Origin of the sequence: uncultured Microbacterium sp. (assembly GCF_963524805.1) — a bacterium.
Classification (GTDB): Bacteria; Actinomycetota; Actinomycetes; order Actinomycetales; family Microbacteriaceae; genus Microbacterium.
In genome coordinates this window covers 380,748-394,989 of the sequence record NZ_CAURGG010000002.1, presented here as the reverse complement: position 1 = coordinate 394,989, position 14,242 = coordinate 380,748, and the positions used below count along the sequence as shown (strand labels likewise).

The following is a 14,242-nucleotide window of genomic DNA, read 5'->3' as shown; positions in this document are numbered from 1 at the left end:
CGACTGTCGGCCGACAAGAACGTCGAGTCGACGGCCAGCACGGCCTTGCCGACATGGGACGGCGGTGGGAGCCTGGCCTGGTGCGCGTGCTGTGTGCGACGACGGGCAACGACGGACACTTCGGGCCGCTGTTGCCGTTCGCGCGAGCGTTTGCAGCGGCGGGACATGAGGTCCGGGTGGCTGCTCCTGCGTCGTACGCCGGCGCGGTGGAGCGGGCGGGATTCGTGCACGAACCGTTCGCCGATGGACCCCGCGAGTTGGTCCGAGTCGTGATGGGCAAATTGCCGACCATGGCGTTCGCGGAGGCCGACGACGTCGTCATCCGTGAAGTGTTCGCTCGAATCGACGCGCAGGCGGCGCTCCCCTCCGTCACGGCGACCGTCCTGCGTTGGCATCCAGATCTGATCCTCCGCGAGACCGCTGAGCTCGCCTCACTCGTCGCGGCCGAGCGGGCAGACGTGCCGCACGTGCACGTCTGCATCGGCATGCACGAGATGCTGCCCCTCTTCGCGGGAGCGATCGGCGATCCACTGGAGGAACTCGGTCAGCTGGCCGGCCTTGTCGAGGGCCGGGCGAGCTCCGCCCTTGCGGCCGAGCCCGTTCTCAGCCTTGTGCCCGAGATCCTGGACTTCGCTGCTGGGCAGGAGCCGTCGGGAAGCGGTCACTTCCTCCGGTTCCACGAGCCTCGGCCGGCCGCCAGCGCTCAACGCCTCCCCGACTGGGGCGACCCGCAGGCCCCGCTGGTCTATGTCACGTTCGGTTCGGTCACCGGATCCCTCCCCCCGTTCACCGGCGTGTTCCGGCGCGCACTGGATGCCTTGGCCGACGTCGAGGCGCGCGTGCTGCTGACGGTGGGGCGGAAGATCGACCCGGCCGGGTTCGGACCGTTACCGTTCAACGCCCACGTGGAGCAGTGGTGGCCCCAGGATGCCGTGCTCAGCCAGGCCGCGGCGATGCTCGGGCACGGTGGCTTCGGGACGACCATGGGCGCCCTCGCCGCTGGAGTCGCCCAGGTGGTTGTGCCACTCTTCACCTCTGATCAGGTCGTCAATGGCGCCCACGTCGCGGCGGCGGATGCCGGACTCACTGTCGAGCCGGGCCCATCGTCGGTGGAGCGCGCCGCAGCAGAGCTACCTCGCCTGCTCGCGGATCCGACCTACACGGCGTCGGCCCGCCGCATGGCCGCAGCGATCGCCGACCTGCCGTCGACCGCCGAAGCCGTCCCGATACTGTCCAGCTTGGTCGGCTGACATCCGCCCAACTCAGCGACTGTCGATCGCTCGGTGCGTTACGTCCGGGAACGGGATGGTCGGCGGGCAAGGACGAGTCCTCCCCGCGTGCCAGCCGGTGCAGGCTTTGACGCGTCGAGGCTCAGCGTCCTCCCGTATCGCTTCTGAAGTGCGGCGATCGACACGTGCTCGGCCGTCCAGCCGTGTTCGGTCAGGACGGTGGCGGGATCCGGCGGGTCCGCCCGAGCAAGCACTTCGGTCATCGGCAGGCCGCTCATCCGGCTAAAGGTCTCGAGCCGCTCGCGGGCCTGCGGCGAGTTCTCGATCGCCGTGGCTCGTTCGATGACCGCATGCGATCCGGGGGCGGACAGTGCGGTCAGGTCGTCCAGGAGCGCCGACTGATCCGCCGCACTCAGGTACGGCAGCAGTCCTTCCAGAACCCAGGTCGTCGGCGCGTCCGGCCGGAATCCATTCGCGACGATCCGCGATGCCCACGGAGCGGTCACATCGGCCGCGATCGGAATTCGGGTGCAGGATGCAACCTCCCCTTCCATCACGCTGCTCACGAAATCGATGATCTCGGGAGTGTCGAGTTCGAAGACCGCGGTGCCGACCGGCCAGTCCAGCCGCCAGGCGCGGGTATCGAGCCCGCTGCCGAGGATGACCACCTGACGCAGGCCCGCTGCGGCGACTTGGTCGTCAATGAACCGGGTGCGAAGACCCACGTACAGGGACCCGATCAGCAGCGACTGCTCAAGCGGCTCGACACTCAGCGGGTCGTCCGGCCATCGTTCCGGGAAGGCGAACTGAACGCCTGCACGCTCGACGAGAGCCGCCGCCCACGGGTCACGGACCAGGGCATCAGGCCTGCTCGACTCCAGCGCGCGGCCAGCAGCCACCGCAACCGCCGTCGACGCGACACCATCCATTGCGACCTCCACGACTCAGTGTGCCGCGCCGCCCTCGTCCGCATCGGTGTGTTCGCCGACCGCGGAGCCCACTCCTCCCCCAGTGGCGCCAGCTGGCACGAGCCGCCTCGCAAAACCCGTCGACGGAGCATGTCGGTCGGCGTACTGTGACCCTCAAGAGTCGGGAGTGGCAGTGAAGATGCGACGCGGTCAGCACGTGATCAGCGAAGACGAGCAGATCGGGCGATATGCCTATGCACTCGGCAATGTCCCCGCGAGCATCGCCGACAGGGCCTACGCCGCAGCCTTCGCTCAGCTTTCGATGGCGCAGCGGCAAGGGATCCTGGACCAGCTGCGCGCACAATTGCTGATCGAAAGGCAGATGACCGCGTCGGACGATCCCGAGGCGTTCGCCGTGCTGATGCGCGATCTGTATGCGCGCGAGGCCCTGGTCCGCGTCGGCGGTATCGGTGCCTTCGCGGCGGAGTTCGCAGCGAGCGCTCCGATCGTGGCGTATTTCACGAGCGGCGCCGGGTCGGTGACGGTGGACCACCAGCCGCTGTGGGTGCAGCAGCTCGCGGGCCACGAGACCGCCCCCATCGACGCAGGACAAAGGGACCACCACCCGCCGAACTTCCTCGCGTGGTGATACCGAGTAGTGCGCGATCGATGGCGTGCAGGTTGTGCGGTGAGGCCGAGGTGGTCGTCCTCACGGCAGCGGTCTCTCTTGCGAAAATCGGCTAGCTGACAGCAGGTTCGATGGCAGCTCCAGTGCCGGAACGGTCAGCCAGACGAGGGCGCCAAGGAGTTTGGGGGCGTCTTCCCACAGAGGCTGGCCGTGAACAGTCTGATCGATGACCACGGAGACACCGAGGAGAAGGAGGCCCAGAATGAACGCTCGGCCCCCTGACGACAGGTTCTGCACGCGGAATCGCGACAGGCGGTCCTCCGGTCGCATCATGACAGACGGCCGGAAAGCGTTCACCAGAAGCAGGACCCCGATGCCGCCGTAGATGAGGTAGAAGCCCTGCTCCGGCAAGCCGAGCGCAGGTCCGACCCCGTCGTGGATCAGCAGAGCGTCGTCGAGCGCGAAAAGGATGTTCAGAATGGCGAACCCGAGCAGCCACCGACGCCGTGGGCGCCACAGAACGGCGGCCAACACAGCCATGGAGGCCGCTGAGGCCCACATCATCATGTTCAGCAGCGCAAGCCCTCCGGCCAGCAGCGGCAGTACGGCGCCGGCCTCGGCGGACAGTGCCATGAGGTCGCGGCTGTAGAGGCCGAAGGGCTGCCGATTCAACGCGGCCAGGAGACTTGTGCCGGTCACCAACAGCAGACCGAGCAGCAGAGCCGCCGGGACAAGCATGCTGCCGGTGCCCGGCCGTCGAGTAGATGAACGGTGGCTCCGCGCGTCCCATATTGTCGCCATGTCATCTCTCCTTCCGTCATTTCCGCTGCGAGTACTGGATGCTGACCCGGCACGTCGCTCCAAAGGCACGCTAAGCACGATGCCCGAGACAGACGACCCCTTGTAAATCGAGCTGAAGGGGCGTACGGAGGGCAGCGAAAGTTCTTCCCGCTCTGGACCGCGACGTAGCGATTGCAGGTGGTCCCGGACACAACCGCGTGGCGCTACCCCGTGGCGAACTCCAGCAATCCCTCGGCCTCCAGGCGTCTGAGCGACGCGTGAATGTCTGTGGAGGTGGGCCACGAGATCCCGACCAGGCGTTCCGAGTACACGTCCACAACACAACCAACGGTTGCGAGCGTCTCCGTCGGTGATCGCCACGCGTCGCCGCCCTTCGCAAACCACAGCCGCGCGCTGTCGTAGCCCCCGCGCTCCACGACCTCGGTCACAGCGAGCGCCCCTTCGCCCGAGGCGATCGCTCGGACGGTGTCGCCAAATGCGACACCGGAGAAGAGCACAGGGCATCCACACACCGAGAACGTGTCGTCCGAGAGCCTCGATGCGGGCAGCGCTTCCCACGTCGTCGGAGCTTCAGGGAAGTCCCGGGCTGGAGGGACGGTGAACCAGACGGTGGCTTCGGCAGCTTTCGCCTCCGCAGCCGGCACAAGGCGCGTCCCGTTCCAGACACACGCCAACGAGGGATGCTCGCGAAACTCGGTCACGCCGGAACGCTAACAGCACGACAGAGATCACGAGCTCCAATGGTTATCAGCCCGACTTGTCGTTCGTTTCCTCGGCGACGGCGGTCAGCTCGAGGATTCGCGCCTCGAGCGCACGGAGGAGTGGGTCGCGTCTGGCCGTCTTCAGCAGCTCGCTGATGTAGGACTGCGCAAGTCCTGTCGCTACAAGGCCGGCGTAGCCGCTGTCTTCGATTTCGATGACGAGGTGACTGACTGCGTCGATGTCATCGGCGACCATCGCGCGAAGAAGTCGTGTCGCGAGAAGATCTGGTCCGTCCATGTCGGTTCGCTCCCTTCGGTGTGGAATTCTAGGAATCGATCTCGCATCGCTCAAGGGTGGCTCGCCCCCGAGAAGCGGGGGGGGTGCCACATCGGGATCGCGCTTGAGAAAGCGATCGCACGCTGGCGCATCTGGGGATCGTGATGAGGGAGTCGTCGCAAGTCCGCCTCTTGAAACGCTCTTCCCGCGGGTGGCCCTGAGTTTTACACTCGCGGCATGACAGTCCAGCTCTTCGCCGGCATCCCGGTCACGGACCTTGACGCGGCCATCGATTGGTACCGTCGGCTGCTCGGACAAGACGTTTCGTTCCGTCCCGAGGAGTCTGAAGCCGTGTGGCAACTGGATGACGCCGCCTTCCTCTACGTGAAGGCGGGCCGCGATGTCGCCGGCGGTGCGCTGGTCGCGATCACCGCCGACGACCTCGACACCTTCCTAGAAGATGCCGCAGGCGAAGGCATCACCCCCGCCGACATCGAGCGTTATGACGAGGGCACCCGGAAGGCCGTCTTCTTCGACCCGGACGGCAATGAGCTGGGAGTCATCTCGCTGCCGGATACAGCGACTTCCCGTGGCGCGTGATGGCGTCACCACAAACGCTGAGCGAGAGCGATCGCCAGATCGTCGCGTGGTGGGCGGCGGACTGTGCCGAACGGGTTCTCGGGATATTCGAGTCTGAGTCGCCGACCGACTCGCGGCCGCGTGATGCGATCGCCCGCAGCCGGGCATTCGCGCGTGGCGAGCTCGACGCCGAGGGTGAGATCCTTCGCCGCTTCATCGCGGGGCGCGCTGCGCGAGAAGTTACGACACCGGCGGCCATTGCGGCGGCGCGCGCAGCCGCGCAAGCCGCCGGCGTGGCGCACATGGGCGCCCACGCCCTCGGTGCCGCCGCATACGCTGCAAAGGCGGCGGGCTTGTCGAGACCTGATCAGGTCGACGCAGCCCGCGACGAGCTCCGCTGGCAGCTCAACCGGCTGACGCCGGAGGCAAAGGCAGCGCTGCGACGACTGCCGCTCCTCGGTGACGACACGACCGGTCCGCTCGGACCCGGTCTTCTCAGTCGAGGCGTCCTCGCCGCCAACATCCGCGAAATCCAAGCGGGTCTGAAGTGATCGAGCCTCGCCGCGCAATCGCCGGATGGGTCTGAGCGGATAACGTCAAAGGATGCCTCCAATGGGTCAGGACTCCGCATGGCGGCCCGTCTTCGCCGCACTTTCCAACCCGGTCACGCGGCAGGTCTACGCCTCCATCGTGTTGGGCCAGACGGAGAATGGGCCCGCTGTCAGTTCCTCACGCCATCGCCACGCGGTTCTTTCCCTGCTGGAGTGCGGCCTCATTGAAGAACAAGGCGGCAGGTACGTCGCGAGCGAGACTTTCACCGAAGTTCTTCGAACCGCACCTCGAGCTGTCCGGCGGCTCGGAGTGGATCGATTTCTGACGGCCGAGGGCCGGATAGATCGCTACCCCGCAAAGCCCGGCGATCGTGCTGCTCTCCTCCGACACGTCATCGCCGGCTCACTCCAGCCCGGCGAGGTCGTCACAGAAGCCGAGCTCAACAACCGTCTCGCGCAATTTGCCGACGATGTGGCGACGCTGCGGCGCTACCTCGTCGACCACCAGTTGGTCGAACGTCGCGCTGACGGCACCCAATACACTCTCCCGTAGTTCCTTTCTCCAGTGGCCGTTCGCCGAGATCGGCGGCCTAGGCGCGATTGGTTATCAGGAGGTCGAGCAGGCCTCGGATCTCCTGTTGGGGGCCGCAGGCGATGATCCAGTCGTCGCGGGCCGCTTTGGTGCCGCAGCCGTCGACGCGCTGGCGGAGCTGGCGCAGGAGCGAGCGCGACGTGAAGGGCGGACCGATCTTCGGTGTGCGCTCGATGAGGTCGAGCTGGACGAGGAATGCTGTGCGCAGGTCCGGCGCGCGGAAGGCGCCGACGGGAATGGCGTTGACCGCCTGCTGGATGAACTCCACGTCCTCGCCGTCGATGAGACCGTCACCATCGGTGTCAGGATCGAGCGGATCGGTGCCGTAGCGCACCTCGACCCCGTCGAGCAGCTTGTCGTCGTCGGAATCAGCATCAAGCGGGTTCGTGTGGTGGACGTTCACTTCGTCGCCGTCCCGCAGGCCGTCGTCGTCGGAATCAGCATCCAGTGGGTTCGTGTGGTGAACGTTGACCTCGTCACCATCCGACAGGCCGTCATCGTCGGTATCGGCATCCAATGGGTCCGTCTGGTGAACGGTGACCTCATTGCCATCGGAGAGGCCATCATCATCGGTATCGGCATCCAACGGGTCCGTCTGGTGAACGGTGACCTCATTGCCATCGGAGAGGCCATCATCATCGGTATCGGCATCCAACGGGTCGGTGTGGTGGACGGTGACCTCTTTGCCCTCGGAGAGGCCGTCATCATCGGTATCCGCATCAAGTGGGTCCGTGTGGTGAACGTCGCGCTCCTCGCAGTCGGACAGGCCGTCGGCATCGGTGTCGCTGGCCACCGCCGAGACCTTGAAGGAGGCGTTGAGGTTGCCGGATTCGCCCGACGGCGATGCGCCGTTGGCCCCCGAAGCCGCGCCCACGGAACGGCTCACGCCGGCATAGGCATCGTCATCGTCATCACCGTCGTCGTCGAATACCCCGGGAACGCCGTCGCTGCTGTCGCCGTCGTCATCGTCGTCCCAGCCCTCGACGGCCACGTTGATCACATCGTCGGGTTGAACGCACATGGTCACCGGCGCGGGCAGGTTGCCGGCGGCGACGACGTAATCCTCGTCCACGTCGGCGATGCGCGGCGACTGGCTGATGGCGGTGCGCTGCAGGTTGCCGGTCCACATGATCAAGCGAAGATTGGACTCGGCGTCGCTGAAATCGTCCTCGTCCTCCGTGATTTCGATCTTCGTCGCCGAAACGGTCACCTCGATCGGGCCCGAGGGCGTCGTCCCTGAGGGCGGTGCGCACGGGGTGCCGGCGGGGTTGGGGTTGGCGCCGTTGGCCACCCACAGCCCGAAAGCCGTACTGGGGCCGGAGTCGCCGTACTCGTCGTCGAGCAGGTGCAGCAGCCGGCACCACTCGTGGGTCGTCTGCTGCACCGCGAGCGCCCGAGCGGCCGGGTAACCGGTGCGGCCGGGGCGATCCTTATTGAGGTCGCCGTGACTGATCGTGATGCCGTCGAGGCAGTTGTCGTCGGTGGTGAGATCGTTGATTCCCGTTACCAGCGCCCGCAGAGGTGTACCGGTGTTCGTCGTGATCGACGGGACGAGCCCATTGGGGCTGGCCGACCACCCTGCAGGCAGCGCCTCACCCTCACCGACCACGATGTCGTCGACCAGCACAGAGAAGTCACTCGGCGCCCGCCATCCCGCCACGCCCGAGTCGTAGAGGTCCGTGCGACCCAGCTCTACCCAGTTGGAGTGGGAGTAGAAGTCTTGTGCGGCGTGCAGCAGCTGGCCGAACTCGTCGGCCGCGTCGAGGGGTGCCGGATCGGCGGGATTGAACTCGGCCAGTACTCCCCCGGCGCCGGCCGTGCTGTCGTCGAAGTACTGCGGGTTGATGTTATCGGCCGCAGTCTCACGGAATCGGCAATTGTCGAAGTGATCGGTTGCCTCGGTCAGTCCCGTTGTGTCGACGAAGGCGTGCTCGTCATTCATCTCGTCAAGGGCACCGTTGTTGAGGAAACTCAACCCCGTCGAGGTGATTCCCTCGTGGCCGTCGCCATCCGCAGCGCACGAATTGATCAAGACCTCGGACGAACAGAAGGCAGCAGCCGGGGCCGCCGTCCCGACTGTGACCACCGCCATTGTCACCGTGGACACCGTCAGTAACGCTGCAAGTCGCAGCACCGCGCGCATGCGGACCATGAGATCGCCTCTCCTGTCCCGCCAGAACCGGAGCGCGGAACCCCCACTGCTGAACGTAGTGCTGGCAGCGCCCAGCGGGAAGGGACGCGTCTTCCGTGGGGCGGCGTCAGTCGCCCGGCGGACGGGTCGACTGGTTCGCCGGTTGAGCGAGTTGCTCGAGCAATTCGGCGGCGCGAGCAGCTCCACCGAGTGACCGCAGTTGTGCGCCGACGCGGGATGCGGCATCCCGATATGACGTGTCTGTCGCGACTCTGTCGAGCCCGGCCGCGACCTGAGCCGCCGTTGGCGTGCCGGTCTTGAGATTGACGGCCGCTCCGGCCCATGCGACACGGGAGGCGATCTCGGGCTTGTCGAGGTCCCCTCCAGCGATCACGAGGGGGATGTCGTGCGCGAGCATGGCGAGCGTCCCACCCCATCCTCCGTTCGTCACGGCGACATCCACCCACGGAAGGAGTTCCGCGTAAGGCAGAAATCCTGCGACCCGCGTATTCGCGGGAACGGGAAAGGGCAGCTCATCGTCTCCGGTGACACCCGTCGCTACGATCACGAGCAGGTCGTCGCGGTCGGACAGTGCCTCGAGCGTGGGCACGATGAGGTCGGCGGGATCGATGTTCTGGGTCCCCTGCGTGACGTGTACGACTCGTCGACCTTCGAGTTCGCTCCACCATGCCGGCAGCGTCTGCGACGCCGGCGGAGGCATCCGGAGCTCGCCGACGAAGTGCAGGAAGCCGGGCCGGTCGGTGCGCTGAAAGTCCAGCATCGAGCATCCGCTCGCAACGATGAGCTGTCGGGAGAAGGTGACCTGCTCCATGGTCAACCCTCGCGGGCGGAGTCCGATCGCTTCCTCGGATCTCGCGATGGCCTTCACCAGAGATCGGGCGATGAGCGGCCCCGCCGCGCGAAGTGCGGCATCCCTCGCCCTGGTGAAGGGGTTCGTCCCGGGCCACAGGCCCAGTCCGGCAGGAGGGCCCTGCGTCCCGGCGAGATTCAGCGGGGTGATCGAGATCGTCGCCCAGGGGCCGCCGTTCTGCTCGGCGTACAGCGCCGCGCCGATCGAGACGTCGTCGCCGGCGATCGCATCCCACGGTTCCCGGACCCACTCGTCCCGCAGATCCTGCACCTGCGCGGGAGAGGTGTTGATGAAGACATCTTCGACGTTGATGAGCAGCTGGCTCAGACCCTTCCTGCCGCGGAGCCGCGGGAACGTCGCGGCGAGGTCATTCTCATCGAAGTCGGGAGCGCGATGCCACGGCACGAGCCGGGCGCCCGTCGACTCGACGGCCGTGCGGAACGCCTCGCCCGAGTAGATGCGAACGTCGTGCCCGCGAGCGACGAGCGCATTCGCCACGGCGCGGATGGGGGTGATGTGCCCCGTGAACGGCATTGCCGAGAGCAGGAAGCGGGCCATGGAACTCAGGATGCCGTGCGCAACCACACCCCCGCGACCTCACTACCCAATAGAAGCCGGGCAACTTCGGATGGTCATGGCAAGACTTTCTGATCATCTTGCCGAGCCGATGACATAGTTCACCTATGAATGATTCCTTCTCGACCGAACACAGCACGAGTGAGATGACGCCCGAAGTGCTGGCGGAGTTCAGTGATGCGTGGGCCCGCCGCGACCTGGAAGCGCTGATGAGCCACGTCACCGACGACTGCGTCTACAGCGCGTCTGTGGGTCCTGAGCCCGGCCGGACCTGGTCGGGGAAGGAGCAGGTCCGGGAGGGCTTCGCGATCATGCTCGCGCATGACGCGGGACAGGAGCGGCACGAGGACGAGGGGCCTATCATCCTCGGATCCCGCGGTGCGGGCACCTGGTCCTTCACCGGACCCGGACCGGACGGAACACCTCAAGTCACGCGCGGATGCGACATCTTCGAGTTCCGCGGCGGGAAGATCGCCCGCAAGGATGCGTTCCGGAAGGTCTACGAACCTGACGTGCATGAGTAGGTCCTCCTCGGCTGCCGGCTGTCGAAGAAGGCCCCGTGACTGACGTCTCCCGCACGCGATCCTGGTTGCTCGTCGCCCCCTCGCTCATCGTCCTGGGCTGGGGCGGCAACCACTTCCTGCCGTTGATGCAGCACTACCGGCAGGTGGAGGGCTTCTCCCAGGTGCAGGTCGACATCCTGCTCGGAACCTACGTCCTCGGTCTCGTTCCCGGGTTCGCCCTGTCGGGAGCCTGGTCGGACCGGTACGGACGGCGACCGGTGCTGATCGCGGGCCTGGTTCTCGGCATCCTCGGCAGTGTCGTCCTCGCGAGTTCCAGCTCGAGTTTCGCCGGGCTCTGCCTCGGTCGATTCATCTGCGGCCTCAGCGTCGCGGCCGGAATGGTGGTCGGCACATCCTGGATCAAGGAGCTTTCGATCGCGGAGGGACGTTCCTCGGCGGGTGCCCGTCGCGCGGCGGGCATGCTCACGATCGGCTTCGGGGGCGGAGCTGCGATCGGCGGCGCCCTCGCCCAATTCGGTCCGTGGCCCGCGGTGCTGCCGTACCTCGTACAGATCGTCGCGTGCGTGGTCGCCCTGATCGTGCTGCTGCGGGCATCCGAGACCCGACCGTTCGACCCCGACGCGAAGAAGCTGCTCGGGGATCTGCGCATTCCGCGACCGGCCCGGCCGACTTTCCTCCGGGTCATCCTCCCGCTCGCGCCGTGGGTGTTCGCTGCGCCTGCTCTGTCGTTCGCCGTGGGTCCGAGCTTGGTGAGCGATCGCATTTCCGGCTATGCCGTCGGCTTCGCCACCCTCGTGATGATCATCACTCTCGGTGTCGGCTGGGTGACGCAATTCTTCTCCGGCCACCTCGCGAAGTATCTGCGCGGCCGCATGGGGTTGGTGGGCGGATCCCTCATCACCGTCGGTGCCCTTCTGCTGATTCCAGCCGCCTACGCGCACCAGGTGTGGATCGTGCTTGTCGCCGCGCCCGTCTTCGGCGCGGGCTACGGGCTCGCGATGGTCTCCGGACTCGCCGCCACGCAAGCCCTGGCGACACCCAAGGATCTCGCGGGAATCACGGCGGTGTACTACTCGCTGACATATGTGGGATTCGTTCTCCCGGCGGCCCTTGCGGCTCTGACCTCGTTCGCGCCGATGTGGATCCTCTTGGGGGCGACTGCTGTCGCGTGTGCGCTGTGCACGGCGATTGCAGCCCGCGGTATGCGGCGCAGCATCGTCGACGCGGAGCCCCGCAGGCCGCAGCTGAACCGCCAGAAATAGCAGGTCACATCCGCAGCGATTGGTCGTAGTGTGGGCGCGTGTCGATCAGGACGGTCGTTCGGAGCGCAGCGGGTGCAGCCCTGCTCGTGAACGCCGTTCCGCATGGCGTGAGCGGCGTTCAGGGTCGCCCGTTCCCCAGCCCCTTCGGCAATCCTCCGGGAGTCGGGATGTCTTCTCCACCGGTCAATGTCGCGTGGAGCGCGGCAAACGCAATCGCGGGCGCACTGCTTCTGCGTGGGGGCGTTCGCTCCCCGGCCGAAGCCACCGGAGCGGCCGTGGGTGCCGTCACGATGGCGATCGTGATCTCCTATCACTTCAGCGATGTGCTGGCGGGAGGCAAAGGTCTCTTAGGTATCCGCCAGGAGCGTCGAGCGAAGGGTGGCTCTCGCGCCCCGCGGAGTCTTGTGAAGGCAACGGAACCGATCGCGAACGCACTGGCCGGGCGACGTGGGTTCCCGCTCTGGGCCCTCATCCACCACCGCGGACGCAAGAGCGGGACGCAGTATCAGACGCCGGTCGCAATCATCCCCACCATCGATCCGAACCTCGTTCTGATCGGCCTGCCCTGGGGGCCGAAGACCAATTGGGCACGCAACACTGTGGCGGCTGGGATCGCGGACCTCACCTGGAAGGGCGCCCGGCAGTCGGTGACTTCGCCCCGCATCATCGATCCCGCCGCAGCCGCAGCCCTCGCCCGGCCATTGTTCCGGCCGATCGTCAATCGGATGCCGGCGGCCCTGATTCTCCGACGCTCTCCTCCGTCGCAGTCCGCAGAGCGCTGAGCGCTGAGCGCAGAGCGCTGAGGGAGACGTTCCCGACGCGGTCCGATGCGGCGACACCCCCGCCCCGATGCGGCCCCGCGGCGTCGCCCCTCACGTGGTGCAGTATTGCTCTGTGTCTCAGGCGACGTTGCAGACTGATCGAATCCGACTGATCCCCTTGGGTGATGAGCATCTGGAACTCGAGGTGGAGCTGGACTCCGACCCGGAGGTGATGCGCTACTTGAGCGGCGACGGTCGCACCCGTGCCCAAGTCGAGAAGGCTCACGGACTGCGGCTCGCGACAGCAGAGCCCGTGGCGGGGCTCGGCTTCTGGGTCGGGTTCGTCGAAGACGAGTTCGTCGGCTGGTGGCTGCTGCAGCCCGCCGGCTGGGGAGAGGAAACCCTCCTTCTGGGGCAGGTTGAGCTGGGATACCGGCTGCTGCGGCGACACTGGGGCAAGGGGCTGGCCAGCGAGGGTGCCCGGGAGATGGTGCGGCACTCCTTCCAAGACCTCGACATGGACCGCGTTTTCGCCCTCACCATGACCGTGAACGAACGGTCGCGGGCAACCATGTCCTCCGCCGGACTTCAGTACGTCCGAACCTTTTACGAAGACGACGACGATCGGGACGGCAGCGACCTCGGCGCCGTCGAATACGCCATCACGAGAGACCAATGGGAGTCAGTACAGGCCGACACCGATGGAGTGACTCCCTCAGTGTGACCGAGCCCGCGCTGAGCGCGGCGACCACTCCTACCTTTCCGATGCTGGCCTTCGGGCGGTCGGACGATAGGTCAGCCCGAGGGTTCGCCCGTCGAAGGTGCGGGTCTCCAGGAGTTCACCGATCGCCGGCTTCCAGCGAGAGGATACATTGTGACCTCTGCGATCAACCAGCCTGGCGCGCGCCGCAGCCCGGTGGTGATTCTGGCGTTCGTCGTCTATCTCGTACTGCTGGCGTGGATCGTGCTGTGGAAGCTCGAAGCGCCGTGGATCGGCGAGGCCGCAGCACTGTCGCGACCACTCAAGTTGGTGCCGTTCCTGTCGAGCGGCGACGCGGGCGCCAGCGCCCCCGCCGAAGTGGTGATCAACCTGGTGATCTTCGCCCCGTACGGACTCTTCATGGGGGCCCTTGCACCGACGTGGGCCTGGTGGAAGCCGGCCGGGATCTTCCTCGGCACGAGCATCATCCTCGAGACCACTCAACATCTGATCTCGACAGGGAGCTTCGACACCACCGACCTCATCGTGAACACCGCGGGCGGCCTCGTCGGATACGGAATCTTCGCCGGTGTACGCCGCCGCCTCGGGGCCCGCGCCCCGGTCACCGTGGCGCGGACCTGCGTGATCATCACCGCCCTCGCTCTTGTTGCCGTGATCGCGTTCGTGGCGTCCCCTTTGCACTACGGTCCGCAGCGCGACGTGATCGTGCAGCACCGAAACTCACAGGGGTAGATCGCTAGTCTCGGTGAGTGCGCAGCGACTGGATCGAGCATCGGCGATCGGCCGACGGCGAACGAGTGGGGTGGATGGAGCCTGTCGGTGAGGGCTTCGTTGTCATCGACTTGCTGGGCCGACGGCGGACGGGGGTCGTGGACTGGTCGACCGCAGAGGAGACTCTCGATGAGCTCGGTCTGGGCTACCTTGCGGAGCCGTACGAGCTGCAACAGAACGACGGAACGTGGCTGCGGATCCGCATCGCAGAAGTGTCACCGAAGTCGGTCCGAGTCAAGAGGGAGGATTGGGGCGACATGAGATCGCCGCAGATCTACTTCTCCCTCCCTTTCCCCGTGCCCGATGACCGCCTGCGCCGTGTGGACGGCTGACTTCTGATCGCGGCTCGCCGCCCGGAG

17 protein-coding genes are annotated in these 14,242 nt (G+C 66.5%); 11 read left to right on the top strand and 6 right to left on the bottom strand.

The features are described from left to right. The first annotated feature begins 53 nt into the window (after nt 1–53). Nucleotides 54–1,250, top strand: coding sequence for a glycosyltransferase (locus tag RWQ91_RS06405; protein WP_399545991.1), 1,197 nt, complete (start codon nt 54–56; stop codon nt 1,248–1,250). Nucleotides 1,251–1,288: 38 nt separating this feature from the next. Here the strand turns inward: RWQ91_RS06405 and RWQ91_RS06400 are convergent, their stop codons facing one another. Beyond that, nucleotides 1,289–2,158: an SAM-dependent methyltransferase gene (locus RWQ91_RS06400; RefSeq protein ID WP_314503755.1), complete on the bottom strand. Its 870-nt coding sequence runs from the start codon at nt 2,156–2,158 to the stop codon at nt 1,289–1,291. 166 nt (nt 2,159–2,324) lie between these two features. Between RWQ91_RS06400 and RWQ91_RS06395 the strand changes: the two genes are divergently transcribed. Then, nucleotides 2,325–2,786: a hypothetical protein gene (locus tag RWQ91_RS06395; protein WP_314503754.1), complete on the top strand. Its 462-nt coding sequence runs from the start codon at nt 2,325–2,327 to the stop codon at nt 2,784–2,786. 60 nt (nt 2,787–2,846) lie between these two features. On the opposite strand, the gene RWQ91_RS06390 is transcribed toward RWQ91_RS06395, so the two are convergent. From RWQ91_RS06390 to RWQ91_RS06380, 3 genes are all read right to left on the bottom strand, one after another. Beyond that, nucleotides 2,847–3,566, bottom strand: a complete 720-nt coding sequence (locus tag RWQ91_RS06390; RefSeq protein WP_314503752.1) for a hypothetical protein — start codon at nt 3,564–3,566, stop codon at nt 2,847–2,849. 203 nt (nt 3,567–3,769) lie between these two features. Further along, nucleotides 3,770–4,267, bottom strand: a complete 498-nt coding sequence (locus RWQ91_RS06385; protein WP_314503750.1) for a DUF4265 domain-containing protein — start codon at nt 4,265–4,267, stop codon at nt 3,770–3,772. Nucleotides 4,268–4,313: 46 nt separating this feature from the next. Beyond that, nucleotides 4,314–4,523 (bottom strand): hypothetical protein, encoded by a 210-nt coding sequence (locus tag RWQ91_RS06380; RefSeq protein WP_314503747.1) that lies wholly within the window; start codon nt 4,521–4,523, stop codon nt 4,314–4,316. 258 nt (nt 4,524–4,781) lie between these two features. On the opposite strand from RWQ91_RS06380, the gene RWQ91_RS06375 reads away from it, so the two are divergent. The 3 genes from RWQ91_RS06375 to RWQ91_RS06365 all read left to right on the top strand — a co-directional run bounded on the left by RWQ91_RS06375 (nt 4,782) and on the right by RWQ91_RS06365 (nt 6,227). After that, nucleotides 4,782–5,144: a VOC family protein gene (locus RWQ91_RS06375; RefSeq protein ID WP_314503744.1), complete on the top strand. Its 363-nt coding sequence runs from the start codon at nt 4,782–4,784 to the stop codon at nt 5,142–5,144. Beyond that, nucleotides 5,144–5,674 (top strand): putative immunity protein, encoded by a 531-nt coding sequence (locus RWQ91_RS06370; protein WP_314504350.1) that lies wholly within the window; start codon nt 5,144–5,146, stop codon nt 5,672–5,674. Before RWQ91_RS06375 ends, RWQ91_RS06370 begins: the two co-directional genes overlap by 1 nt. 61 nt (nt 5,675–5,735) lie before the next feature. Next, the gene (locus RWQ91_RS06365; protein WP_314503742.1) at nt 5,736–6,227 is read left to right on the top strand and encodes a DUF2087 domain-containing protein; all 492 of its coding nucleotides are present in this window, start codon (nt 5,736–5,738) and stop codon (nt 6,225–6,227) included. A 37-nt stretch (nt 6,228–6,264) separates the two neighbouring features. Here the strand turns inward: RWQ91_RS06365 and RWQ91_RS06360 are convergent, their stop codons facing one another. Both RWQ91_RS06360 and RWQ91_RS06355 read right to left on the bottom strand, forming a co-directional pair. Beyond that, nucleotides 6,265–8,418, bottom strand: coding sequence for a hypothetical protein (locus RWQ91_RS06360; RefSeq protein ID WP_314503740.1), 2,154 nt, complete (start codon nt 8,416–8,418; stop codon nt 6,265–6,267). Nucleotides 8,419–8,524: 106 nt separating this feature from the next. Continuing rightward, nucleotides 8,525–9,826 (bottom strand): nucleotide disphospho-sugar-binding domain-containing protein, encoded by a 1,302-nt coding sequence (locus tag RWQ91_RS06355; RefSeq protein WP_314503738.1) that lies wholly within the window; start codon nt 9,824–9,826, stop codon nt 8,525–8,527. A gap of 125 nt (nt 9,827–9,951) precedes the next feature. On the opposite strand from RWQ91_RS06355, the gene RWQ91_RS06350 reads away from it, so the two are divergent. From RWQ91_RS06350 to RWQ91_RS06325, 6 genes are all read left to right on the top strand, one after another. Further along, the gene (locus RWQ91_RS06350; RefSeq protein ID WP_314503735.1) at nt 9,952–10,368 is read left to right on the top strand and encodes a nuclear transport factor 2 family protein; all 417 of its coding nucleotides are present in this window, start codon (nt 9,952–9,954) and stop codon (nt 10,366–10,368) included. A 35-nt stretch (nt 10,369–10,403) separates the two neighbouring features. Continuing rightward, nucleotides 10,404–11,630 (top strand): MFS transporter, encoded by a 1,227-nt coding sequence (locus RWQ91_RS06345; RefSeq protein ID WP_314503732.1) that lies wholly within the window; start codon nt 10,404–10,406, stop codon nt 11,628–11,630. A 38-nt stretch (nt 11,631–11,668) separates the two neighbouring features. Further along, entirely contained in the window at nt 11,669–12,412 is a 744-nt protein-coding gene (locus RWQ91_RS06340) for a nitroreductase family deazaflavin-dependent oxidoreductase (RefSeq protein WP_314503730.1), read from the top strand. A 112-nt stretch (nt 12,413–12,524) separates the two neighbouring features. Continuing rightward, the gene (locus tag RWQ91_RS06335) at nt 12,525–13,115 is read left to right on the top strand and encodes a GNAT family N-acetyltransferase (protein WP_314503727.1); all 591 of its coding nucleotides are present in this window, start codon (nt 12,525–12,527) and stop codon (nt 13,113–13,115) included. Between the two features lie 150 nt (nt 13,116–13,265). Further along, entirely contained in the window at nt 13,266–13,844 is a 579-nt protein-coding gene (locus RWQ91_RS06330; protein ID WP_314503724.1) for a VanZ family protein, read from the top strand. Between the two features lie 17 nt (nt 13,845–13,861). Next, nucleotides 13,862–14,215 carry a hypothetical protein gene (locus RWQ91_RS06325; RefSeq protein WP_314503721.1) on the top strand — a complete coding sequence of 118 codons (354 nt, stop codon included), beginning with the start codon at nt 13,862–13,864 and terminating at the stop codon, nt 14,213–14,215. Nucleotides 14,216–14,242: the final 27 nt, after the last annotated feature.

Bases quoted from the DNA above. Each gene is read 5' to 3' on its own strand.
- RWQ91_RS06405 (WP_399545991.1), top strand. From the start codon at position 54: ATGGGACGGCGGTGGGAGCCTGGCCTGGTGCGCGTGCTGTGTGCGACG.
- RWQ91_RS06400 (WP_314503755.1), bottom strand. From the start codon at position 2,158: ATGGATGGTGTCGCGTCGACGGCGGTTGCGGTGGCTGCTGGCCGCGCG.
- RWQ91_RS06390 (WP_314503752.1), bottom strand. From the start codon at position 3,566: ATGGCGACAATATGGGACGCGCGGAGCCACCGTTCATCTACTCGACGG.
- RWQ91_RS06380 (WP_314503747.1), bottom strand. From the start codon at position 4,523: ATGGTCGCCGATGACATCGACGCAGTCAGTCACCTCGTCATCGAAATC.
- RWQ91_RS06375 (WP_314503744.1), top strand. From the start codon at position 4,782: ATGACAGTCCAGCTCTTCGCCGGCATCCCGGTCACGGACCTTGACGCG.
- RWQ91_RS06370 (WP_314504350.1), top strand. From the start codon at position 5,144: ATGGCGTCACCACAAACGCTGAGCGAGAGCGATCGCCAGATCGTCGCG.
- RWQ91_RS06365 (WP_314503742.1), top strand. From the start codon at position 5,736: ATGGGTCAGGACTCCGCATGGCGGCCCGTCTTCGCCGCACTTTCCAAC.
- RWQ91_RS06360 (WP_314503740.1), bottom strand. From the start codon at position 8,418: ATGGTCCGCATGCGCGCGGTGCTGCGACTTGCAGCGTTACTGACGGTG.
- RWQ91_RS06355 (WP_314503738.1), bottom strand. From the start codon at position 9,826: ATGGCCCGCTTCCTGCTCTCGGCAATGCCGTTCACGGGGCACATCACC.
- RWQ91_RS06350 (WP_314503735.1), top strand. From the start codon at position 9,952: ATGAATGATTCCTTCTCGACCGAACACAGCACGAGTGAGATGACGCCC.